The 16254-nt window shown below is 63.9% G+C and carries 16 protein-coding genes, 1 tRNA gene and 1 pseudogene; 8 read left to right on the top strand and 10 right to left on the bottom strand.

Translation table 11 applies throughout. The features are described from left to right. Window positions 1-5 precede the first annotated feature (5 nt). Genes IVB28_RS12020 through IVB28_RS12005 form a run of 4 tightly spaced genes read right to left on the bottom strand, consistent with a single transcriptional unit; the run spans window position 6 to window position 2266 of the window. On the bottom strand, window positions 6-176 hold the full coding sequence (locus IVB28_RS12020) for a hypothetical protein (RefSeq protein ID WP_247526407.1): 171 nt from the start codon (window positions 174-176) through the stop codon (window positions 6-8). Window positions 177-218: 42 nt separating this feature from the next. Further along, a complete protein-coding gene (locus tag IVB28_RS12015; protein ID WP_247526406.1) occupies window positions 219-422 on the bottom strand; it encodes a hypothetical protein in 204 nt (67 codons plus the stop codon). A gap of 57 nt (window positions 423-479) precedes the next feature. After that, window positions 480-1817 carry a sorbosone dehydrogenase family protein gene (locus IVB28_RS12010; RefSeq protein WP_247526405.1) on the bottom strand — a complete coding sequence of 446 codons (1338 nt, stop codon included), beginning with the start codon at window positions 1815-1817 and terminating at the stop codon, window positions 480-482. Continuing rightward, window positions 1814-2266 (bottom strand): DUF2231 domain-containing protein, encoded by a 453-nt coding sequence (locus IVB28_RS12005; protein ID WP_247526404.1) that lies wholly within the window; start codon window positions 2264-2266, stop codon window positions 1814-1816. Before IVB28_RS12005 ends, IVB28_RS12010 begins: the two co-directional genes overlap by 4 nt. Window positions 2267-2430: 164 nt before the next feature. Here IVB28_RS12005 and IVB28_RS12000 point away from each other — a divergent pair, with 164 nt between their 5' ends. After that, window positions 2431-3294: a formate/nitrite transporter family protein gene (locus tag IVB28_RS12000; RefSeq protein ID WP_247526403.1), complete on the top strand. Its 864-nt coding sequence runs from the start codon at window positions 2431-2433 to the stop codon at window positions 3292-3294. A 91-nt stretch (window positions 3295-3385) separates the two neighbouring features. Continuing rightward, window positions 3386-3589, top strand: coding sequence for a hypothetical protein (locus IVB28_RS11995; RefSeq protein ID WP_247526402.1), 204 nt, complete (start codon window positions 3386-3388; stop codon window positions 3587-3589). A gap of 114 nt (window positions 3590-3703) precedes the next feature. Here IVB28_RS11995 and IVB28_RS11990 read toward each other — a convergent pair. Both IVB28_RS11990 and IVB28_RS11985 read right to left on the bottom strand, forming a co-directional pair. After that, window positions 3704-3777, bottom strand: a tRNA-Gly gene (locus tag IVB28_RS11990). A gap of 329 nt (window positions 3778-4106) precedes the next feature. Beyond that, a pseudogene (locus IVB28_RS11985) lies at window positions 4107-6511 on the bottom strand (ATP-binding protein). Between the two features lie 329 nt (window positions 6512-6840). On the opposite strand from IVB28_RS11985, the gene IVB28_RS11975 reads away from it, so the two are divergent. Beyond that, the gene (locus tag IVB28_RS11975) at window positions 6841-7554 is read left to right on the top strand and encodes a transporter substrate-binding domain-containing protein (protein ID WP_247526399.1); all 714 of its coding nucleotides are present in this window, start codon (window positions 6841-6843) and stop codon (window positions 7552-7554) included. A 6-nt stretch (window positions 7555-7560) separates the two neighbouring features. Here the strand turns inward: IVB28_RS11975 and IVB28_RS11970 are convergent, their stop codons facing one another. After that, complete coding sequence (locus IVB28_RS11970; RefSeq protein WP_247526398.1) at window positions 7561-7764, bottom strand: hypothetical protein; 204 nt, start codon at window positions 7762-7764, stop codon at window positions 7561-7563. A 23-nt stretch (window positions 7765-7787) separates the two neighbouring features. Beyond that, window positions 7788-7985 carry a hypothetical protein gene (locus IVB28_RS11965; RefSeq protein ID WP_247526397.1) on the bottom strand — a complete coding sequence of 66 codons (198 nt, stop codon included), beginning with the start codon at window positions 7983-7985 and terminating at the stop codon, window positions 7788-7790. A 197-nt stretch (window positions 7986-8182) separates the two neighbouring features. Here IVB28_RS11965 and IVB28_RS11960 point away from each other — a divergent pair, with 197 nt between their 5' ends. Next, the gene (locus IVB28_RS11960) at window positions 8183-8557 is read left to right on the top strand and encodes a YciI family protein (RefSeq protein WP_247526396.1); all 375 of its coding nucleotides are present in this window, start codon (window positions 8183-8185) and stop codon (window positions 8555-8557) included. Between the two features lie 7 nt (window positions 8558-8564). Here IVB28_RS11960 and IVB28_RS11955 read toward each other — a convergent pair whose 3' ends face one another. Further along, the gene (locus tag IVB28_RS11955; RefSeq protein ID WP_247526395.1) at window positions 8565-9155 is read right to left on the bottom strand and encodes a TMEM175 family protein; all 591 of its coding nucleotides are present in this window, start codon (window positions 9153-9155) and stop codon (window positions 8565-8567) included. Window positions 9156-9282: 127 nt separating this feature from the next. Here IVB28_RS11955 and IVB28_RS11950 point away from each other — a divergent pair, with 127 nt between their 5' ends. From IVB28_RS11950 to IVB28_RS11940, 3 genes are all read left to right on the top strand, one after another. Then, window positions 9283-11340, top strand: a complete 2058-nt coding sequence (locus IVB28_RS11950) for an ATP-dependent helicase (protein ID WP_247526394.1) — start codon at window positions 9283-9285, stop codon at window positions 11338-11340. A gap of 56 nt (window positions 11341-11396) precedes the next feature. Continuing rightward, on the top strand, window positions 11397-12377 hold the full coding sequence (locus IVB28_RS11945; protein WP_247526393.1) for an NADPH:quinone oxidoreductase family protein: 981 nt from the start codon (window positions 11397-11399) through the stop codon (window positions 12375-12377). A 93-nt stretch (window positions 12378-12470) separates the two neighbouring features. Beyond that, window positions 12471-13502, top strand: a complete 1032-nt coding sequence (locus IVB28_RS11940) for an LLM class flavin-dependent oxidoreductase (RefSeq protein ID WP_247526392.1) — start codon at window positions 12471-12473, stop codon at window positions 13500-13502. Window positions 13503-13536: 34 nt separating this feature from the next. Here the strand turns inward: IVB28_RS11940 and IVB28_RS11935 are convergent, their stop codons facing one another. Then, on the bottom strand, window positions 13537-13776 hold the full coding sequence (locus IVB28_RS11935) for a GIY-YIG nuclease family protein (protein ID WP_247526391.1): 240 nt from the start codon (window positions 13774-13776) through the stop codon (window positions 13537-13539). An 874-nt stretch (window positions 13777-14650) separates the two neighbouring features. On the opposite strand from IVB28_RS11935, the gene IVB28_RS11930 reads away from it, so the two are divergent. Beyond that, entirely contained in the window at window positions 14651-14866 is a 216-nt protein-coding gene (locus tag IVB28_RS11930) for a hypothetical protein (protein WP_247526390.1), read from the top strand. Window positions 14867-16254 lie beyond the last annotated feature (1388 nt).

Below are 16254 nucleotides of genomic sequence, written 5' to 3'. Positions count from 1 at the left end.
CTGCATCAAGCCGTGTGGCCGGGATCGACATGCTTCGGCGTCTTCTTGTCGCGTTGCGGCGTCATCTTGGCCGGGTCCGGCGCGCCCGGGACCCCGCGCGGACCCAGCTGGTCGCGCTGGATGTCGTCCTCGGAGTGGGATGGCTCGACGCCGTTCGGTTCGCGGGGCTTGGTCATCACGGCCTCCTTTTCTCGCATGCCCTCACGCGGCCAGGCGCCCTACACACCCAGCGCGTTGTCGCCGGCTTCGCGGCCTGGCACGCTGACCTGGACTTCATGGCCCTCACGAAGCGCGAGGGATGCGGCCGCGACCGCCGACTCGAACGCAGCTTCCTTAGTGGCGTATGTGTTCTTGACGTCACCGTCGTGCAGCACGCCCCATTCCTCCTGCACCGGCACGATGGCATATTGAGCAAGGCCCATTGTCCACTCCTGGCTTGGCTGTCAAATGACCGTCTGCCCGATAACGCGCCCGCTCGCTTAACGTTGCGTCAGCTGCGGACGGCTCGCACTCACTCGCCACACCGTGTTGCCGCTGTCGTCTGCGACCAGCAAGGCACCCGTCTTGTCGATGGCGACCCCGACGGGGCGTCCGCGCGCCTTGTTATCGCTGTTCAGGAAGCCCGTCACCACGTCCTGCGCCGGTCCGCTCGGCTTGCCCTCCGTGAACGGCACGAACACCACCTTGTAGCCGTTGAGCACCTGTCTGTTCCAACTGCCATGCTCGCCGACGAAGGCGCCGCCGCGATAGGCGGCCGGCAGACCGGAGCCGGTGTTGAAAGCCATCCCGAGCGGTGCGACGTGCGAGCTCAAGGCATAATCCGGCACGATCGCCTTGGCGACGAGATCCGGCCGCTGCGGGTTGACGCGGGGATCGACGTGCTGGCCGTAATAGCTGTAGGGCCAGCCATAGAAGCCACCGTCCTGCACCGAGGTCATGTAGTCGGGGACGAGATCGGGACCGAGCTCGTCGCGCTCGTTCACCACCGTCCACAGCGCGCCGGTCTGCGGCTCGAAGCTGAGCCCATTGGGGTTGCGCAGGCCGCTTGCGAATACGCGCCAGCGGCCGCTGGCGCGATCGATCTCTAGGATCGCGGCGCGATTGTGCTCGGCCTCCATGCCGTTCTCGGTGATGTTGCTGTTGGAGCCGACACCGGCATAGAGCTTCGAGCCGTCGGGACTGGCGACCAGGCTCTTGGTCCAGTGATGGTTGATCGGCCCGCCCGGCAGCGGCGTCAGCACCGTTCCCGGCGCGGTGATGTTGGTATCACCTTCGGTGTAAGGATATTTGACGATCGCGTCCGTGTTGGCGACGTAGAGATCATTGCCGACCAGCGCGACGCCGAACGGCGAGTTGAGATGGTCGAGGAAGACGCTTTGCGTATCCGGCACGCCGTCGCCATTGCTGTCACGCAGCAGCGTGATGCGGTTACCCGGCCCGGTGTCGTCGCCGCCCGAGGTCGCCCAGGACTCGATATATCCCATGACGATCTCCTTGGGCCGCTTGATCGCGCCCCCCTTCGGCGCCTTGGATTCCACCACCAGCACGTCACCATTGGGCAGCACGTAGAGAAAACGCGGGTGTTGCAGGCCGGTTGCAAAGGCCTTGACCTGCAGGCCCTGTGCAACGGTGGGCGTCTCGTCCTTCTTCCAGCCGACGATGCGGGCGATGTGGACCGGCGGCAGCAGATATTGCTGGATGTCAGGCAGAACAGGGCTGGCGCCCACTTGCGCGTTCGGATCGCCGCTGCCGTCATCGCAGCCGGCCAGACACAGCAGCGAACAGCACAGCAGCGCGCGGGCCATTGAGAACGTCATCGCGCAACTCCCACGCCGTGGCGATAGACCATGGCCCAGCCGAGCCAGCCGGTGACGGGCAGGATCAGCGCGGTGATCCCCGACAGAACGAGCCCCGTCGGCCACACCGAGGTCCAGCCGTCGCGGGTATGGATCAGCGCGTTGATGATGGCGAGGACCAGCACCACGCCATTGCCGATCAGATGCGGCCAGGCCGGCGCCTGCGCCCGCACCAGCCGGCTTCCGAGGAAATCGGTCAAGCCGGCGATCGCCGCCAGCACGCCGAAGATGACGCCGACGAGCAGCAGCCAGGCGGAAAAATCCGCCCACATGATCTCGGCACTGGCGACATAGGCGATGTCGGTCAGCAGCGCGCCGGCGAAGCACGCGATCGGTATCGGCACCAGCATCGGATGAATGGGATGGCCCGCGATCTGCGCGGTGGTGCGCACGCGCATGTTTTCTTGCACGGTTGGCCTCGTGACCTTCACCCTCCCCGACCGGGAAACTCGTGCTCGCAGCGATGGTTCCTCGATCTCCGAACGCTGCAAACCGTATTGCGCATCGATCACCCGCGAGGAACCGATGGAGGTTAGCCACCTTGACGGCGACAAGTCATTGCGGAAGCCGACCAATGGATCAGCCTGGCGACGGTGCCTCCTTCAATCCTGCCTCCAAGCTCGACGGTGTCTCGCGACGCCAGACCGAGCAGATCGAATCCCAGAGCCGGCCGAGCGCGGCGCTGATCCACGAGACGATCCGTGCCGAAGGTGAGCAGGAACTGGAGCGCCGATGGTGGGCCATCGTCCTGTCCGGTCTTGCCGCCGGGCTTTCGATGGCATTGTCGCTGATCGTGCAAGGCGAGTTTCACGCATTTATTTCGGACGATGCAACACGCCGCCTCGTCGCTCCGCTCGGCTATACCGTCGGCTTCCTGGTCGTGGTGCTGGGACGGCAGCAGCTTTTCACTGAGAACACGCTGACGCCGATCCTGCCACTGTTGCACAACAGGGATCTCGGTACTCTGGGGAGCGTGCTCAAGCTGTGGGTTCTGGTTCTCGCCGCCAACATCGCGGGTACCTGGGCGGTCGGATCCGTACTCGCTCACACCGACATCTTCGAGCCACGAATCGTGGACGCGTTCGTCGACCTCAGCCGCCGCACCGTCGAGGGGACGTTCACGTCAACCCTCGTCCGGGCGATCTTCGCCGGCTGGCTCATCGCCTTGATGGCGTGGCTGCTTCCGGCGGCGAAGGGATCGCGCGCGCACATCATCGTCGCGATGACTTATGTGGTCGCACTCGGCGAGTTCGCGCACATCGTTGCGGGCTCGGTCGAATGCGCCTTCCTGGTGCAGAGCGGACGGGCCTCGTTCGCCCAATATGCGTCGGACTTCTTCATGCCGACGCTGCTCGGCAACATTCTGGGCGGAGTGACCCTGGTTGCAATGCTGAACTATGGACAGGTCGCCGCCGAAATCGACGACCACAGGGAATAAAAGCTGCACGAAAGCGGCTGCCGGGACAGGAACGATGGATGCGAGCCGGGCTTGCCTCGGCAGTCACGTCTAGCCACAGCCAGGAGCGCTCATGAGCACTGAAATCAAGAGCCCGTTCGACAAGGACCCCGCGGAAGGATCTCGCGAGGTCATCGACCGCGAGCTGCAACGCGCCGAAGAAGCGGATAAGAACAAGGTCGATCACCTCCCCGGCGTCAAGGTCAGTGGGCAGCCCCAGGGCGGCGCGGTCGACCGTGCGCGGCAGGAACGCGAGCAAGGCGCGAAAAAGGAATAGTCGGTCAGCAGTGAAGCCGGCGCCGCCAGCGGTTGCCGAAAATCCGGCGCGCCCGGGACGGCCGTCACACAAGGTCATGCCAACCCCTTGTCGGGATGCCGAACCCAACGGGATTGGAGCGGGTGAAGGGAATCGAACCCTCGTATTCAGCTTGGAAGGCTGCTGCTCTACCATTGAGCTACACCCGCGTTAGGGGCTCCCTAACACGGCCGGGCGGCGGTCTCAACTGCTTCAGGAAGACGCTTTCGGCATCTTCCCAGCGTTGCGAGCCGAACCGGTTCCTGCGGCCCCGCCACCCCTTAACAGTGGGGGCAACGCCGCCTATATTGAAGTCTTCCGAAACCAACGAAAGGAGGTGATCCAGTGTCTTTTACCAAGCGCTGTCACCTCGCTGGGATCGCCCGCTAACCTCTACATAGAGGCTTGGCATCGGGGCGTTCTCGGCCCTGGACCAGCGAGCAAAAAATCGGGCGCGACGGGGCCTCCCCGCCGCGCCTTTTTCGTCGCTCCGCACGGCTCAGGCCGGCGGCTCACCTGCAAGCACCTGGCGGATCTTCTGTGACAGCTCCGACTTCCGGTACGGCTTGCCGAGCAACGCGACGCCGGGCTCGAGATGCCCTTCGTGAACGATGGCGTCGTCGGTATAACCGGAGGTGTAGAGCACTTTCACCCCCGGCCGGCGCAGCCGGACGGCGTCGGCCAACTCCCGCCCGTTCATGCCGCCGGGCATGATGATGTCGGTGAACAGGAGATCGAACCTGGCGCCCTGATCGACCAGCGCCAGCGCCGATGCGCCGTCGCCCGCCACGAGCGTGCGGTAGCCGAGGCTGCCGAGCTGGGCTATGACATAGCCCTGCACCAGCGGATCGTCCTCGACCACGAGGATAGTCTCGTGTCCGCGTGTCTTGGCGAGCGGCTGAACCGGCGCCGTCCTGACCGGCGCCTCGCCCTTCGACCGCGGCAGGAACAGCCGCACCACCGTGCCGCGCCCCTCCTCGCTTTCGATGGCCACGGTGCCGCCGGTCTGCTTGGCAAAGCCGTAGACCATGCTGAGCCCGAGCCCAGTGCCACGACCGACGCCCTTGGTGGTGAAGAACGGCTCGAACACGCGCTCGCGGATGTCGGCAGGAATTCCGTGACCGGTATCGCTGACCGCGATCATCACGAAGGCGCCGCGCACGCCGTCACAGTCGCCGCCCGTGCCCTCGAGCTCGCGGTTCGCAGTCTCCAGGGTAAGCCTGCCGCCGCCCGGCATCGCGTCGCGCGCATTGACGGCGAGGTTTACGATCGCGGAGGACAGCTGCGAGGGATCCGCCATGGCGGACCAGGTGTCGCCGGCGAGGTGGGTCTCGATCTCGATGTGCTCGCCGAGGATCGGCTTGAGCAGCTTCGCGGTCTCGACCACGAGGGCGTTGACGTCGATCTCGCGCGGCTCCAGCGGTTGGCGGCGCGCGAAGGTCAGGAGCTGCGAGGTGATCTCCGCGCCGCGCGCGGCCGCATCGTCGATCAGCTGCGCGATCGCGGAGAGCTCGGGCTTATCCGCAAGCCCCTCCTGGATGATCTCGATGGTACCGGTGATGACCGTGAGCACGTTGTTGAAATCGTGTGCGACGCCGCCGGTGAGCTGGCCGATCGCGTCCATCTTCTGAGATTGACGCAGCCGCTCCTCGGTCTCGTGCTGCGCGGTGAGGTCGGTCGCGGAGCCCCGATAGCCCGTGAAGCGTCCGTCGGCATCGAAGACCGGCTTGCCGTTGACGCTGAAATGATGCATCCGCCCGGTGGTGTCGCGCCCGCGATATTCAAACTTCCGGAATGGCTCGTGACGGTCCAGCGCCGCCAGGTGCGCGTGCCATTTCTCGGGCTCGGTCTCGCGGTCGAGCGCGGTATCCCTGCGTCGCGTGCCGATCCGCACTTTGGGATCCATGCCGAAGGCAACCACCCGGTCGGAGAGATAGGTGAACCGGTGATCCGGCCCGGTCTCCCAGAACCAGTCGGATGCGGTCTCGGCATAGTCGCGGAAACGCTCTTCGCTCGCCCGCGCGTCCGCTTCGGCGCGCCGGCGAATGGCCAGGTCGCGCTCGAGATTGGCATTGGCCTCGCGCAGCTCGCCATAGGCCCGCTGGAGGTTCGCGCACATCGCGTTGAAGGCGTCGATCACCTTGTCCAGCTCGTCGGCATCGTAGGGTGGCCGGCGCGCCAGGCGCAAAGGCGGCGGCGGCCGCGTCAGGCTGTACTTGCTGACGAACTCGGCGATGGCGACCAGATGGCGCGTCACCAGCAGATGGACCATGTAGATGATGAACAGCGAGACGAGGAATGTCTTTGCCGCCTGGCTGGCCAGGATGACGAGCGCGCGGTTCAGCAGATGCTGGTAGATATCGCTCAGCTGGCCTCGACATGGAGCACGCCGATCTCGCGTGCGTTTCCTTGTAGGGTGGTGTTCAATGGATAGTCGCGCGTCACGACCGAGCGGGTGCTTGTCTCGCCGACGGCAAGACGGATCGGATTGGGACGATCGGCAATCTCGCGCACTTCGGCGGCGCGGATATCGGGCAGCCGGAGGATGCCGTCGAGTTGGAGCTTGAGCTGGTTCTGGTCGAGATTCCACAGGCTCTCGCCGAGACTGCCGGTCGTGCTGCGGCCGATCTCGTCGAGCCGCGTTTCGATGAGCCCGACCTCGCGATCATAATCGAGATAGAGCTGCAGCGCAGTCAGCGTCAGCGTCACGAGCGAGGAGAACAGCAGCACGGCGGCGAGGAGCCGCGGCCCGACACCGCTGCGCGACCAGTTGAAGAGCCGCGACAGGAGCGATCCGAGTATCGTGGGCGCAAGCGTAACACCCATACCGGTCAGATCGGGTTTCGCAACGGCCGGCGCGATGGCGCGGCTGCGCTTAGGGTCCTCGTCACCTGCGTTGGCCATGCACCACATCCCCCGCAAATGGCGGCTCTCTGCTCCGGCTACAGGTGGCAGCCTCGCGCTTTCCAACAGTCGAGACGCCTGCGTCGTCGGCCGATGCGCAATCACCCTGTCGGCCCACGGGGCCTCGTGATCGGCGGTCATGTCTTGCGCCGGCAGCAGGATTCCGACGCAACCTACCACTCCGTGTGATAGAATGACATCGGTGAGAGTCGGGAGGCGCTCGCATGGCGGGCGAGCGGTAATCCTTGCGGCCCGAGGCGCCAACTCACGGTAGATCGCGCCGGGGTCCGAATGCAGTGGTAGCAATGCAAGACGCAAGGAGGCGCCTCATGTGGCGGCTGATCGTCGCCTGCCTGTCGTTACTCGCAGCCGCTCCCGCGCAGGCGCAGGACTTGATCCGGCTGGCGCGCATCGCCGACATCCAGGATCAATATGTCGGCGGCGAAATGCTGCGCGCTGTCTATGCCAAGTTGAACATCAGGCTGGCGTTCGAGGACGTCCCCGGCAAGCGCGCACTCGCGCTGTCGAGTGCCGGCGAGGTCGACGGCGAGATCCAGCGGATCGGAACACTCTCGCGCGACTACCCGACGCTCGTCCAGGTCACGCCTGCGATCAACTACATCGAGCCCTCGGTGTTCGCGACCAAACACAGGTTCGAGGTCGCCGGCTGGGATTCGATCAGGGATTACAGCATCGGCATCGTCCGTGGTGTCGGCTCCTCGGAAGCGGGCACGCGCGGCATGGCCCACGTTACGGCGACCACCAGCCTCGACACCCTGGTCAGGATGCTCGATGCCGACCGTTTCGACGTGATGGTCACCGACCTCTTCAGCGGGCTCGCCACCGTGAGGAAACTCAATCTGCAGGCCAGGATCTACCCACTCTCGCCGCCGCTCGAGCGCATCCACATCTACCACTACCTGCACGAACGCCATCGCGATCTGGTGGCGAAGGTGGGCAAGGTGATCGCCGAGATGGAGGCGAGCGGCGAACTGGCGGCGCTGCGCGAGGGCTTGGTCAGGCAGGTCCTGAGCGGGCAATGACGGCCGTCAGACCGTGCGAAGCCGCTCGCGCAAAGCCACGGCTGCGATCAGCGTGCCGACGCACCAGGCCACGACGGCGCGGTGAGGCTCCGGACCAAGCAGCACCGTGAAGAGGCTCGTCAGCAGGCACGGCACGATAGCCTTCCCCGTCCGGCTCATCAGTGCGAGCAGGAACGGCATCGTCGCGATGGATATTTGCAGGACGTCCATGTTGGAAACGGTCTCGTAAGGCTTCAGAAGCCGCAGATACCGAGCGCGCGCGGGCGCTTGCCGCGCCGGCTTTCCACGATGCGCTCGCCACCGTTCTCGGCCGAGCTGCCGTAATAGCGGTGATGGCCGCTTTGGTCGTGCAGATCGGCCGTCTCCGACGGTCCGGCCCGCCGCGCGTCGCAGATGATCTTGCCAACGATCTTGATGGTGTGACCCGACATTGCCGCCTCCAGCGAAAATCTTGTTGTTGTGGTCATCAGTCGCGACCGGTTCCGGCGGCGTTCACACCCCAAGAGCGCAATCGGGTTTCAGGACGGTTTCGTCGCTTGCCAGCCACGCAATATTTTGCTTCGGGATTGTCGGCACAGCCTGCGGTGCTGCGTCCTTGGGATCTGTGCAGAAAAACAACGAGGTGACGATGCTTTACGCCATCCTGGCCTACCACGTGGAAGACGAGCTCTTGTCCTGGACGCCGGAGCAGGATGCCGCGGTGGTCGCCAAAGTCATCGAGGTTCAGGCGCCCCTGAGAGCCAGCGGACAGTTTGGGCCAGCCGCCCGACTGGATGAGACCCGGAAGGCCCGCACCTTGCGGGGCCCCGGCGCGGGCATGGTGCTGGATGGCCCGTTTGCCGAGACCAAGGAGCAGCTTCTCGGCTTTCACCTGATGGAATGCGCCACCGAGGAGGAAGCGATCGTGGCGGCGCGAAAGCTGCGTGCGGTCAATCCGACCGCGGTCTACGAAATCCGCCCGGTCAAGCTTTACGTGCCCGCCGACGGGTTCGGCGCGACATAAGGGTGCGCTAGGCGTCCGGCTTGGGCCGCGCGATGGTAAAGCGCTGGATCACGAGCCCGCCGAAAGCAATGAACCACACGAAGGGCGCGATATGCGGTGCAAACGCCGCAACGATCGTGCCCGGGATGAACACCAGGAGCGGAAACAGCGAGGCCATCATCTCCTGGCGCCAGCCGCCCAGGATCGTCCACCATAGCCAAGCATTGAGGCCGGCGATCGCGGTGAGGTGCAGGCCGTAGAGCACCGCGACCGCGCTGCTCATGCCGTAATTGGTGTAGAGGCCGTTGGTCACCGGCAGCAGCACGATCGAGAGCAGGAAGAACAGATTGAGGATCACCGCGCCGCGGCTGCCGACAGGCTGGCGGGCCAGCCGCCGGTGATGGCTGATCCAGAACACGCCGGCGATGATGAAGCTGAGCGCGAAGCCGGCGAGCTTGCCGGAATAGACATGGGCGAGGTCGCTCCAACCGGGCGCGCTGGTGAACACCGCAGCCTTGGGCAAATCGTAGGCCAGCAGCGTCATGGCGACACCGAAAATGGTGTTGCTGAGCGATTCCAGCCGCCGCATCTCGAACTGGTCGGACTTGAGCTCGGTCATGCCGGGTGCGCTTTTCGGACTGGAACCTTGGGTCGTCTTTCCCCCTAAATCCTAAACCGGGTTTGGTCCAGCCGCATTGCGATTCGTGGCGGGATCGCCGACTCTCGGCCTTTGACCGGGGCGATTCGTGGCAACATATCTGGACACGCTCAATGCGGAGCAGCGCCGCGCCGTCGAGCATGGCGTTGCCGAAGGCGCGACCGTGGGCGGCCCGCTGCTCGTCATTGCCGGGGCGGGCTCCGGCAAGACCAATACGCTGGCGCACCGCGTCGCGCATCTGATCGTCGCCGGCGCCGATCCGCGCCGCATCCTGCTGATGACGTTCTCCCGCCGCGCCGCGGCCGAAATGGCCGGCCGGGTCGAGCGGATCGCCCGAAAAGTGCTGGGCGAGAACAACGCCGCGATTATGCGCGATGCGCTCAGCTGGGCCGGCACCTTCCACGGCATCGGCGCGCGGCTGCTGCGCGAATATGCCGAACGGATCGGCCTCGATCCCGCTTTCACCATCCACGACCGCGAGGACTCGGCCGACCTGATGAACCTGGTCCGGCACGAGCGCGGCCTGTCGAAGACCGAGAGCCGATTTCCCGCCAAAGGAACGTGTCTTTCGATCTATTCGCGCTGCGTCAACGCCGAGATGGAGATCGAGAAGGTGCTGGGGCAGCACTATCCCTGGTGCGCGGGATGGGCCGCCGAGCTGAAGAGGCTGTTTGCCGCCTACGTCGAGGCCAAGCAGGCTCAGCACGTGCTCGATTACGACGACCTGCTGCTCTACTGGTCACAGATAATGAGCGATGCGCTGATCGCGGACGAGATCGGCGGCCGCTTCGATCACGTGCTGGTGGACGAATACCAGGACACCAACCGCCTGCAATCCTCGATCCTGCTGGCGCTCAAGCCCGACGGCCGCGGCCTCACCGTGGTCGGCGACGACGCCCAGTCGATCTACTCGTTCCGTGCCGCCACCGTTCGCAACATCCTGGATTTTCCGCAGAGCTTCTCGCCTCGCGCCGAGATGATCACGCTCGACCGCAATTACCGCTCGACGCAAACGGTGCTGGCAGCGGCCAATGGGGTCATTGGCCTCGCGCGCGAGCGCTTCACCAAGAACCTCTGGACCGATCGCGCCGCCTCGCACAAACCGCAGCTCGTCACCGTGCACGACGAGGCCGATCAGGCCCGCTACATCGTCGAAGAGGTGCTGGCGAACCGCGAGCAAGGCGCACTGCTCAAGCACCAGGCGGTGCTGTTCCGGACGTCCTCGCATTCCGGCCCGCTCGAGATCGAGCTGACCCGCCGCAACATCCCATTCGTGAAATTCGGCGGGCTGAAATTCCTGGATGCCGCGCACGTCAAGGACGTGTTGGCGCTGCTGCGCTTTGCCGAGAACCCGCGCGACCGCGTCGCCGGCTTCCGCATCCTGCACCTTTTGCCGGGCATCGGCCCCGCGACGGCGCAGCGCGTGCTCGACCAGATGGCGGAAAGCACCGATCCGCTTGCCGCGCTCGGCCAGCTGCCGGTGCCGCCACGCACTGGCGCGGACTGGACCGACTTCGTCCGAACCACCCAGAACCTGCGCTATTCGGAATGGCCTGTCGATCTCGAACGCGTGCGGCTCTGGTACGAACCGCATCTAGATCGCATCCACGAGGAGTCCGAGACCCGGCGCGCCGATCTGATGCAGCTCGAGCAGATCGCGAGCGGCTATGCCTCCCGCGAAAAATTCCTGACCGAGCTCACGCTCGATCCGCCGGATGCGACCAGCGACAAATCCGGTCCGCCCTTGCGCGACGAGGACTATCTGATCCTCTCCACCATCCATTCGGCCAAGGGCCAGGAGTGGAAGTCGGTGTTCGTGCTCAACGTCGTCGACGGCTGCATGCCGTCCGATCTCGGCGCCGGCACCAGCGCCGAGCTCGAGGAGGAGCGCCGCCTGCTCTATGTCGCGATGACGCGCGCCAAGGACGACCTGCACCTCGTCGTGCCCCAGCGCTTCTTCACCCACGGCCAGGCCGCCAAGGGCGACCGCCACGTCTACGCCTCGCGCACCCGCTTCATCCCGGAGCAGCTGGTCCATCTGTTCGAGCGCACCGCCTGGCCGAAAGCCGCCGCGGGCGCAGCCCGCACCGCGGCGCAAGGGCCGAAGATCGATATCGGGGCACGGATGCGCGGGATGTGGCGGTAGACACAAGAGACTGGTCTTGCGACCTGTCAGGGTAATCGGAACAATAGAGGTCCGACATGAAAGCCGTCGTCGTCGAGCAATACGCAACCATCGATCAGGTCGAGCTGAAGGACATCCCGCCCCCGTCGATGGAGCCGGGGCAATTGCGCATCCGCGTGGAAGCCGCCGGAATCGGCTTTGTCGACGGTTTGAAGATCGAGGGACGTTATCAGACCAAGGATCCCCTGCCCTTCATTCCGGGAACGGAGTTCGCTGGCGTTGTGACCGAGGCTCCCGGCACACCCGGCGGTTTCGAACCCGGCATGCGCGTGATGGGCATGACGCGGTCTGGTGCGCTCGCCGAGGAAATCGTCGTTAGTCCCGCCGCGCTCCATCCCCTGCCCGACGGCGTTGCGGCCGAGGTCGCCGCCTCGTTTCGGGCCAACTATTTGACCGCGCTCTATGCGCTGAACGCCCGCGCCATGTTAGTCTCAGGCGAGCAGCTCCTGGTGCTGGGTGCGGCCGGCGGAACCGGAATCGCGGCCGTCCAGATCGGCAAGCTGCTCGGCGCGCGCGTGATCGCAGCGGCATCGACACCGCAGAAGCGCGCGTTCGCGCGGGCGCACGGCGCCGACTCTGACATCGACTACACGCAGACCGGCTGGCGCGATACGCTGAAGGAGTTGACCAACGGACATGGCGCGGACGTGATCTACGACCCCGTCGGCGGCGAAATCTCGGTGCAGGCGTTTCGATCCATTGCCTGGCGCGGGCGCCATCTCGTGGTCGGGTTTGCTGCCGGCGCCATCCCCGCGCTGCCGTTCAATCTGCCGCTCCTGAAAGGCGGCGCCCTGCTGGGCGTCGACCTCGCGCAGATTCCGGTGCGCGAACCCGAGTTGCAGAAGCGCCTGATGTCGCAGTTGACGGACTGGCTTGCCGAGGGCCAGCTCAAGCCCGCGGTCGGCCGCGTTTTCGCGCTGGACGATTTCCGGGAAGCGTTCAGGACCATGCAGACGCGCGGGGCGCTCGGCAAGATGGTGGTACGGATCGCGCGATAGAACTCACAAACGGAAACCGAGCATTTCCGAAAGCCGGCTTGTCGCACGGCCGCGGTCTATTAAGTCTGGCCGATCCTCCCAGAGACCTGATCAATGACCGCACCGCTTGAATTCGGACTGGATACTTTTGGCGACGTCACCAAGGATGCAAACGGCGCGATGCTTCGCCACGCGCAGGTGATCCGCAACGTCGTCGACGAAGCCGTGCTCGCCGACCAGCTCGGCCTCGACTTCATCGGCCTCGGCGAGCATCACCGCGCCGACTTCGCGATCTCCTCGCCCGAGACCGTGCTCGCTGCGATCGCATCGCGGACCAAGCGCATCCATCTCGGTTCGGCCGTGACAGTGCTGAGCTCGGACGATCCGATCCGCGTATTCCAGCGCTTTGCCACGCTCGATGCACTCTCGAACGGACGCGCCGAGGTAATCCTCGGCCGCGGCTCCTTCACCGAGTCCTTTCCGCTGTTCGGATTCGACCTTCGCAAATACGAAGAGCTGTTCGAGGAGAAGCTCGACCTGTTCGCGGCACTCTTGTCGCAGCAGCCGCTGACCTGGGAAGGCAAGCTGCGTCCGCCGCTGCGGGACCAGCTGGTCTATCCGCCGGTCGAGAATGGCCGGCTTAAAACCTGGATCGGCGTCGGCGGCAGCCCGCAATCGGTGGTGCGCGCCGCACATTACGACTTGCCCCTGATGCTCGCGATCATCGGCGGCGATCCCGCGCGCTTTGCGCCCTTCGTCGAGCTCTATCACCGCGCCTTCAAGGAGTTCGGCCGCTCCTCGCAGCCCATCGGCGTGCACTCGCCCGGCTATGTCGCCGAGACGGACGAACAGGCGCGCGAGCAGCTGTGGCCCGACTACAAGGCCATGCGCGACCGCATCGGCAAGGAGCGCGGCTGGCCGCCGATGGGCCGCGACGAATTCGTCAACGAGGCCGAGCACGGCGCGCTCTATGTCGGCTCGCCGGAAACAGTGGCGCGCAAGATCGCCAAGACGGCAAAGGCGCTTGGTGTTTCGCGGTTTCAGTTGAAGTATTCAGCGGGTCTCCTGGCGCACGAGAAGCTGATGCGGAGCATCGAGCTTTATGGGCGGAAGGTCGTGCCGATGGTGCGGGAGATGATGGGGTGAGCATTAGCCGCCGTGTGTCAGTCTGGAGCGCACTTTAGAGGCGCTTCTTAGCGAATGCCCGGCCGGAAGCCGACTTCAAATATTTCTCAAAGGCAACGGCCTGCTGCTCATCCGAGAACGCAACATAGGTCTTGAGCTCCCACGGAGTGAACTTTGACGTGTGAGGAACGTCACCGGCGTTGTGCTTTTTGAGGCGGGCACGTAGATCAGATGTCAGCCCGACGTAATAGCGATCAGGGTCGCTTTTGCTTCTGAGAATGTACACGTAGAACATGTGGAGGCAGCCGCGGTCGCATGAAGCTTCAGGCTCGCGTGGCAGATGATAGCGGCACCCGTATCAGTTCGACAGTCCGCCTACGCCCTTCGGGCTACGGCGCGACAGCCTTCGCTTTGTTCTCGGTCCAAGTTTGCTCACCACACTGGCACTTGAACATGCGAACGGTCCCACCGGTCTGGGTGTTGAGCATCTTCGCCGCAAAGCGCGGTTGGCGCCCACACTAAGTGCACGGCTTCGCTGGATTTGGCCGACAGTTGGAAAAGACTTCGCTTTTGAAATCGCGGTCCACAGCGCTGCCCTCGCCGACGACTCACTTGGTGCCAAAGTATACACAAGTTCCAACCAGCCTAAGCTCGGCTTACAGACGCAATGCGGACGTCTCCCCGCTTGGCGTGATCGACGGCTTGCGACCCAAAAGCAGACTTCGGCAATTTCACGGTTACGTTTAGCGCCACACGGGAGATAGCTTCCGTTCTGGAACGGAAAAGCCCGGTGATTAGCGCAGGTGAATTTCCAGGAATTTTCGGTTGGACTAGTTGATACTGATTTCATTTTTTCGGGGTGTGATTGCCATGCGCTCAGCCCAAAGCACCTACATTGCTGCGTTGTTCAAACTGCACGACCACCAAATTGAACCCCTTCAGCTCGATCCAGAGATCAAGAAGGATGTTCGGAGGTCCTTCTATTGGCTAAGATTGCCGATGGGTCAGAAGAACTCACGCCCTCGCCCGTGGCCACCTGGCGCTTCGGAGCGAAAACCGGGCCTGAAACTTACGGGGGCGCTTCGTGAGCGGACCTATTAACATACTTTTATTGATTTAATTGGAATTAAGGTATTTAATCTTTCCGCCCAGCAGCCGGAGAGAACGCCATGCCTGACCAAGAGGACGATCGCCGTGAATTTCTAAAGACCTGCGGAAAGTTTGCTGCCGTGACACCTCCAGCCATCACTCTACTGCTCTCGACCTCCCTCACGTCGGATGCCATTGCCAAGTCGGGCGCGGGAGCGGTCCACCACGGCAACAATGGGTGGGGCAACGGCGGCGGCGATGGTAGCGCCAACGGCAAGGACGACAGAGACCGCTGACTTTTCTCTCGAGGAATGGCAGGGCTGGAACGGGTCGCCGACTACCAAGTTTCCCAATGCAAGTGCAATCTGTCGGGCCCCAGCTCATCCCGTGCCCCCCGGAGCTGGGGCCCATTTTTTGGCGCGCCTCTAAGCGGGCAAATTGGCGATGATGCGCCCCGCGCTGCTCGCGGGCGCTTAGGACGGCCGTTTTGACGAAGTGTAAGAACTATTGCGGCTGACTTGAGGTGAATTGCCGCCTGCGTTTAGCTCTTCGGCCGGGTGGCCAGTCGCTCAATGAGTACATGCCCTGGCTGTAGCCCCGGCGATCTCAACCATTCGCTCACGTGCGATCCGGTTTCGACTTGCCGTGCCCTACGCATCATGTCCTCCCCGCGCTGCCATATGGAAGCAACTTAGCTTCCTCGCGGAGGCGCTTTGCTTCTTCAGCGAGCCAGTATCATCTGGCGATGATTGCACGACCCGGTGGCCATGGCTTTCTCTCCGCTGATCAAACCCGGGATCAAACGGCGGAACTTCGGGGCGGGTTCGCTTAGGCCGCTAGATGGTCGGGACCTCCCATAGGGTCGCAGTTTGTTTTATGGGACCAAATGCTTGGTCTTCAAAGGTTAGAACGTTTCAGCCACGAAACGAGCCCGCGGCGAACCGCGGGGCTGCGTCCCCTGGCCGGCGCGAAGCCCATTTTGGTTGCCCGCGAAATCTTCCCGAAACATTGCTGTTCGAAAGTGGCGTCACCAGATGTGGGGATGGCAAATGCTCGTCCTAATGAACACGGTTTGGCGCGGGCTCGCCTACACTATGCTGATCGGTGCGCTCTAAGCTCGTCCGGCAGTAAGGGTAAAGGCGGCTTTCGGAGAAGGCCACGACCATGCCCAAAGAAATCGCTGTGGTGCTGTGGTCCTTGGCAGCTGCCTGCGTGGTCGCATTCGGTATGGCAGCCCTGGTTGCGCCTCATTAGAAGCGACACAGACCCGCGCGTGAACCTCGGCAGAAGTGGCGCCGACCGGGGCTGCCTACTATCTCTGTGCAGCGCCCCTCTCGCTCCGCGGCAAAAGGCCCGTGTCTCCGGCAGCGTTTGAACGAAGCAATATACCTTCCAAGCTCGGTGGCGATTTCGATCGCGGTCGAGCCCGCGTTGATCATTTTGATCAGCGTCTGTACCTCGTCCTTGGTCGACTGCTTTAATTTTGTGATTTCGCACGCGCGATCCGATTTGCGCGCGCAAAATTGTTCCCATTCTCGGAACCAAATGCCCATAACAGAGGAAGGCTCGGCCACGCGCGCGGAGCAATTGAGTTCGTGCTTTCGCTCCGGCGTCGTAGGACAGAAGCTGAAAGCCGGCCGTCGGCGCGGCTTGGAAAACAATCTGGATATCTGCGGGATAACGC

The sequence above is a fragment of the Bradyrhizobium sp. 199 genome, from assembly GCF_023073355.1.
GTDB lineage: Bacteria > Pseudomonadota > Alphaproteobacteria > Rhizobiales > Xanthobacteraceae > Bradyrhizobium.
Note: the sequence above shows the minus strand (reverse complement) of the source record. Positions and strands in the feature narration are given on the sequence as shown.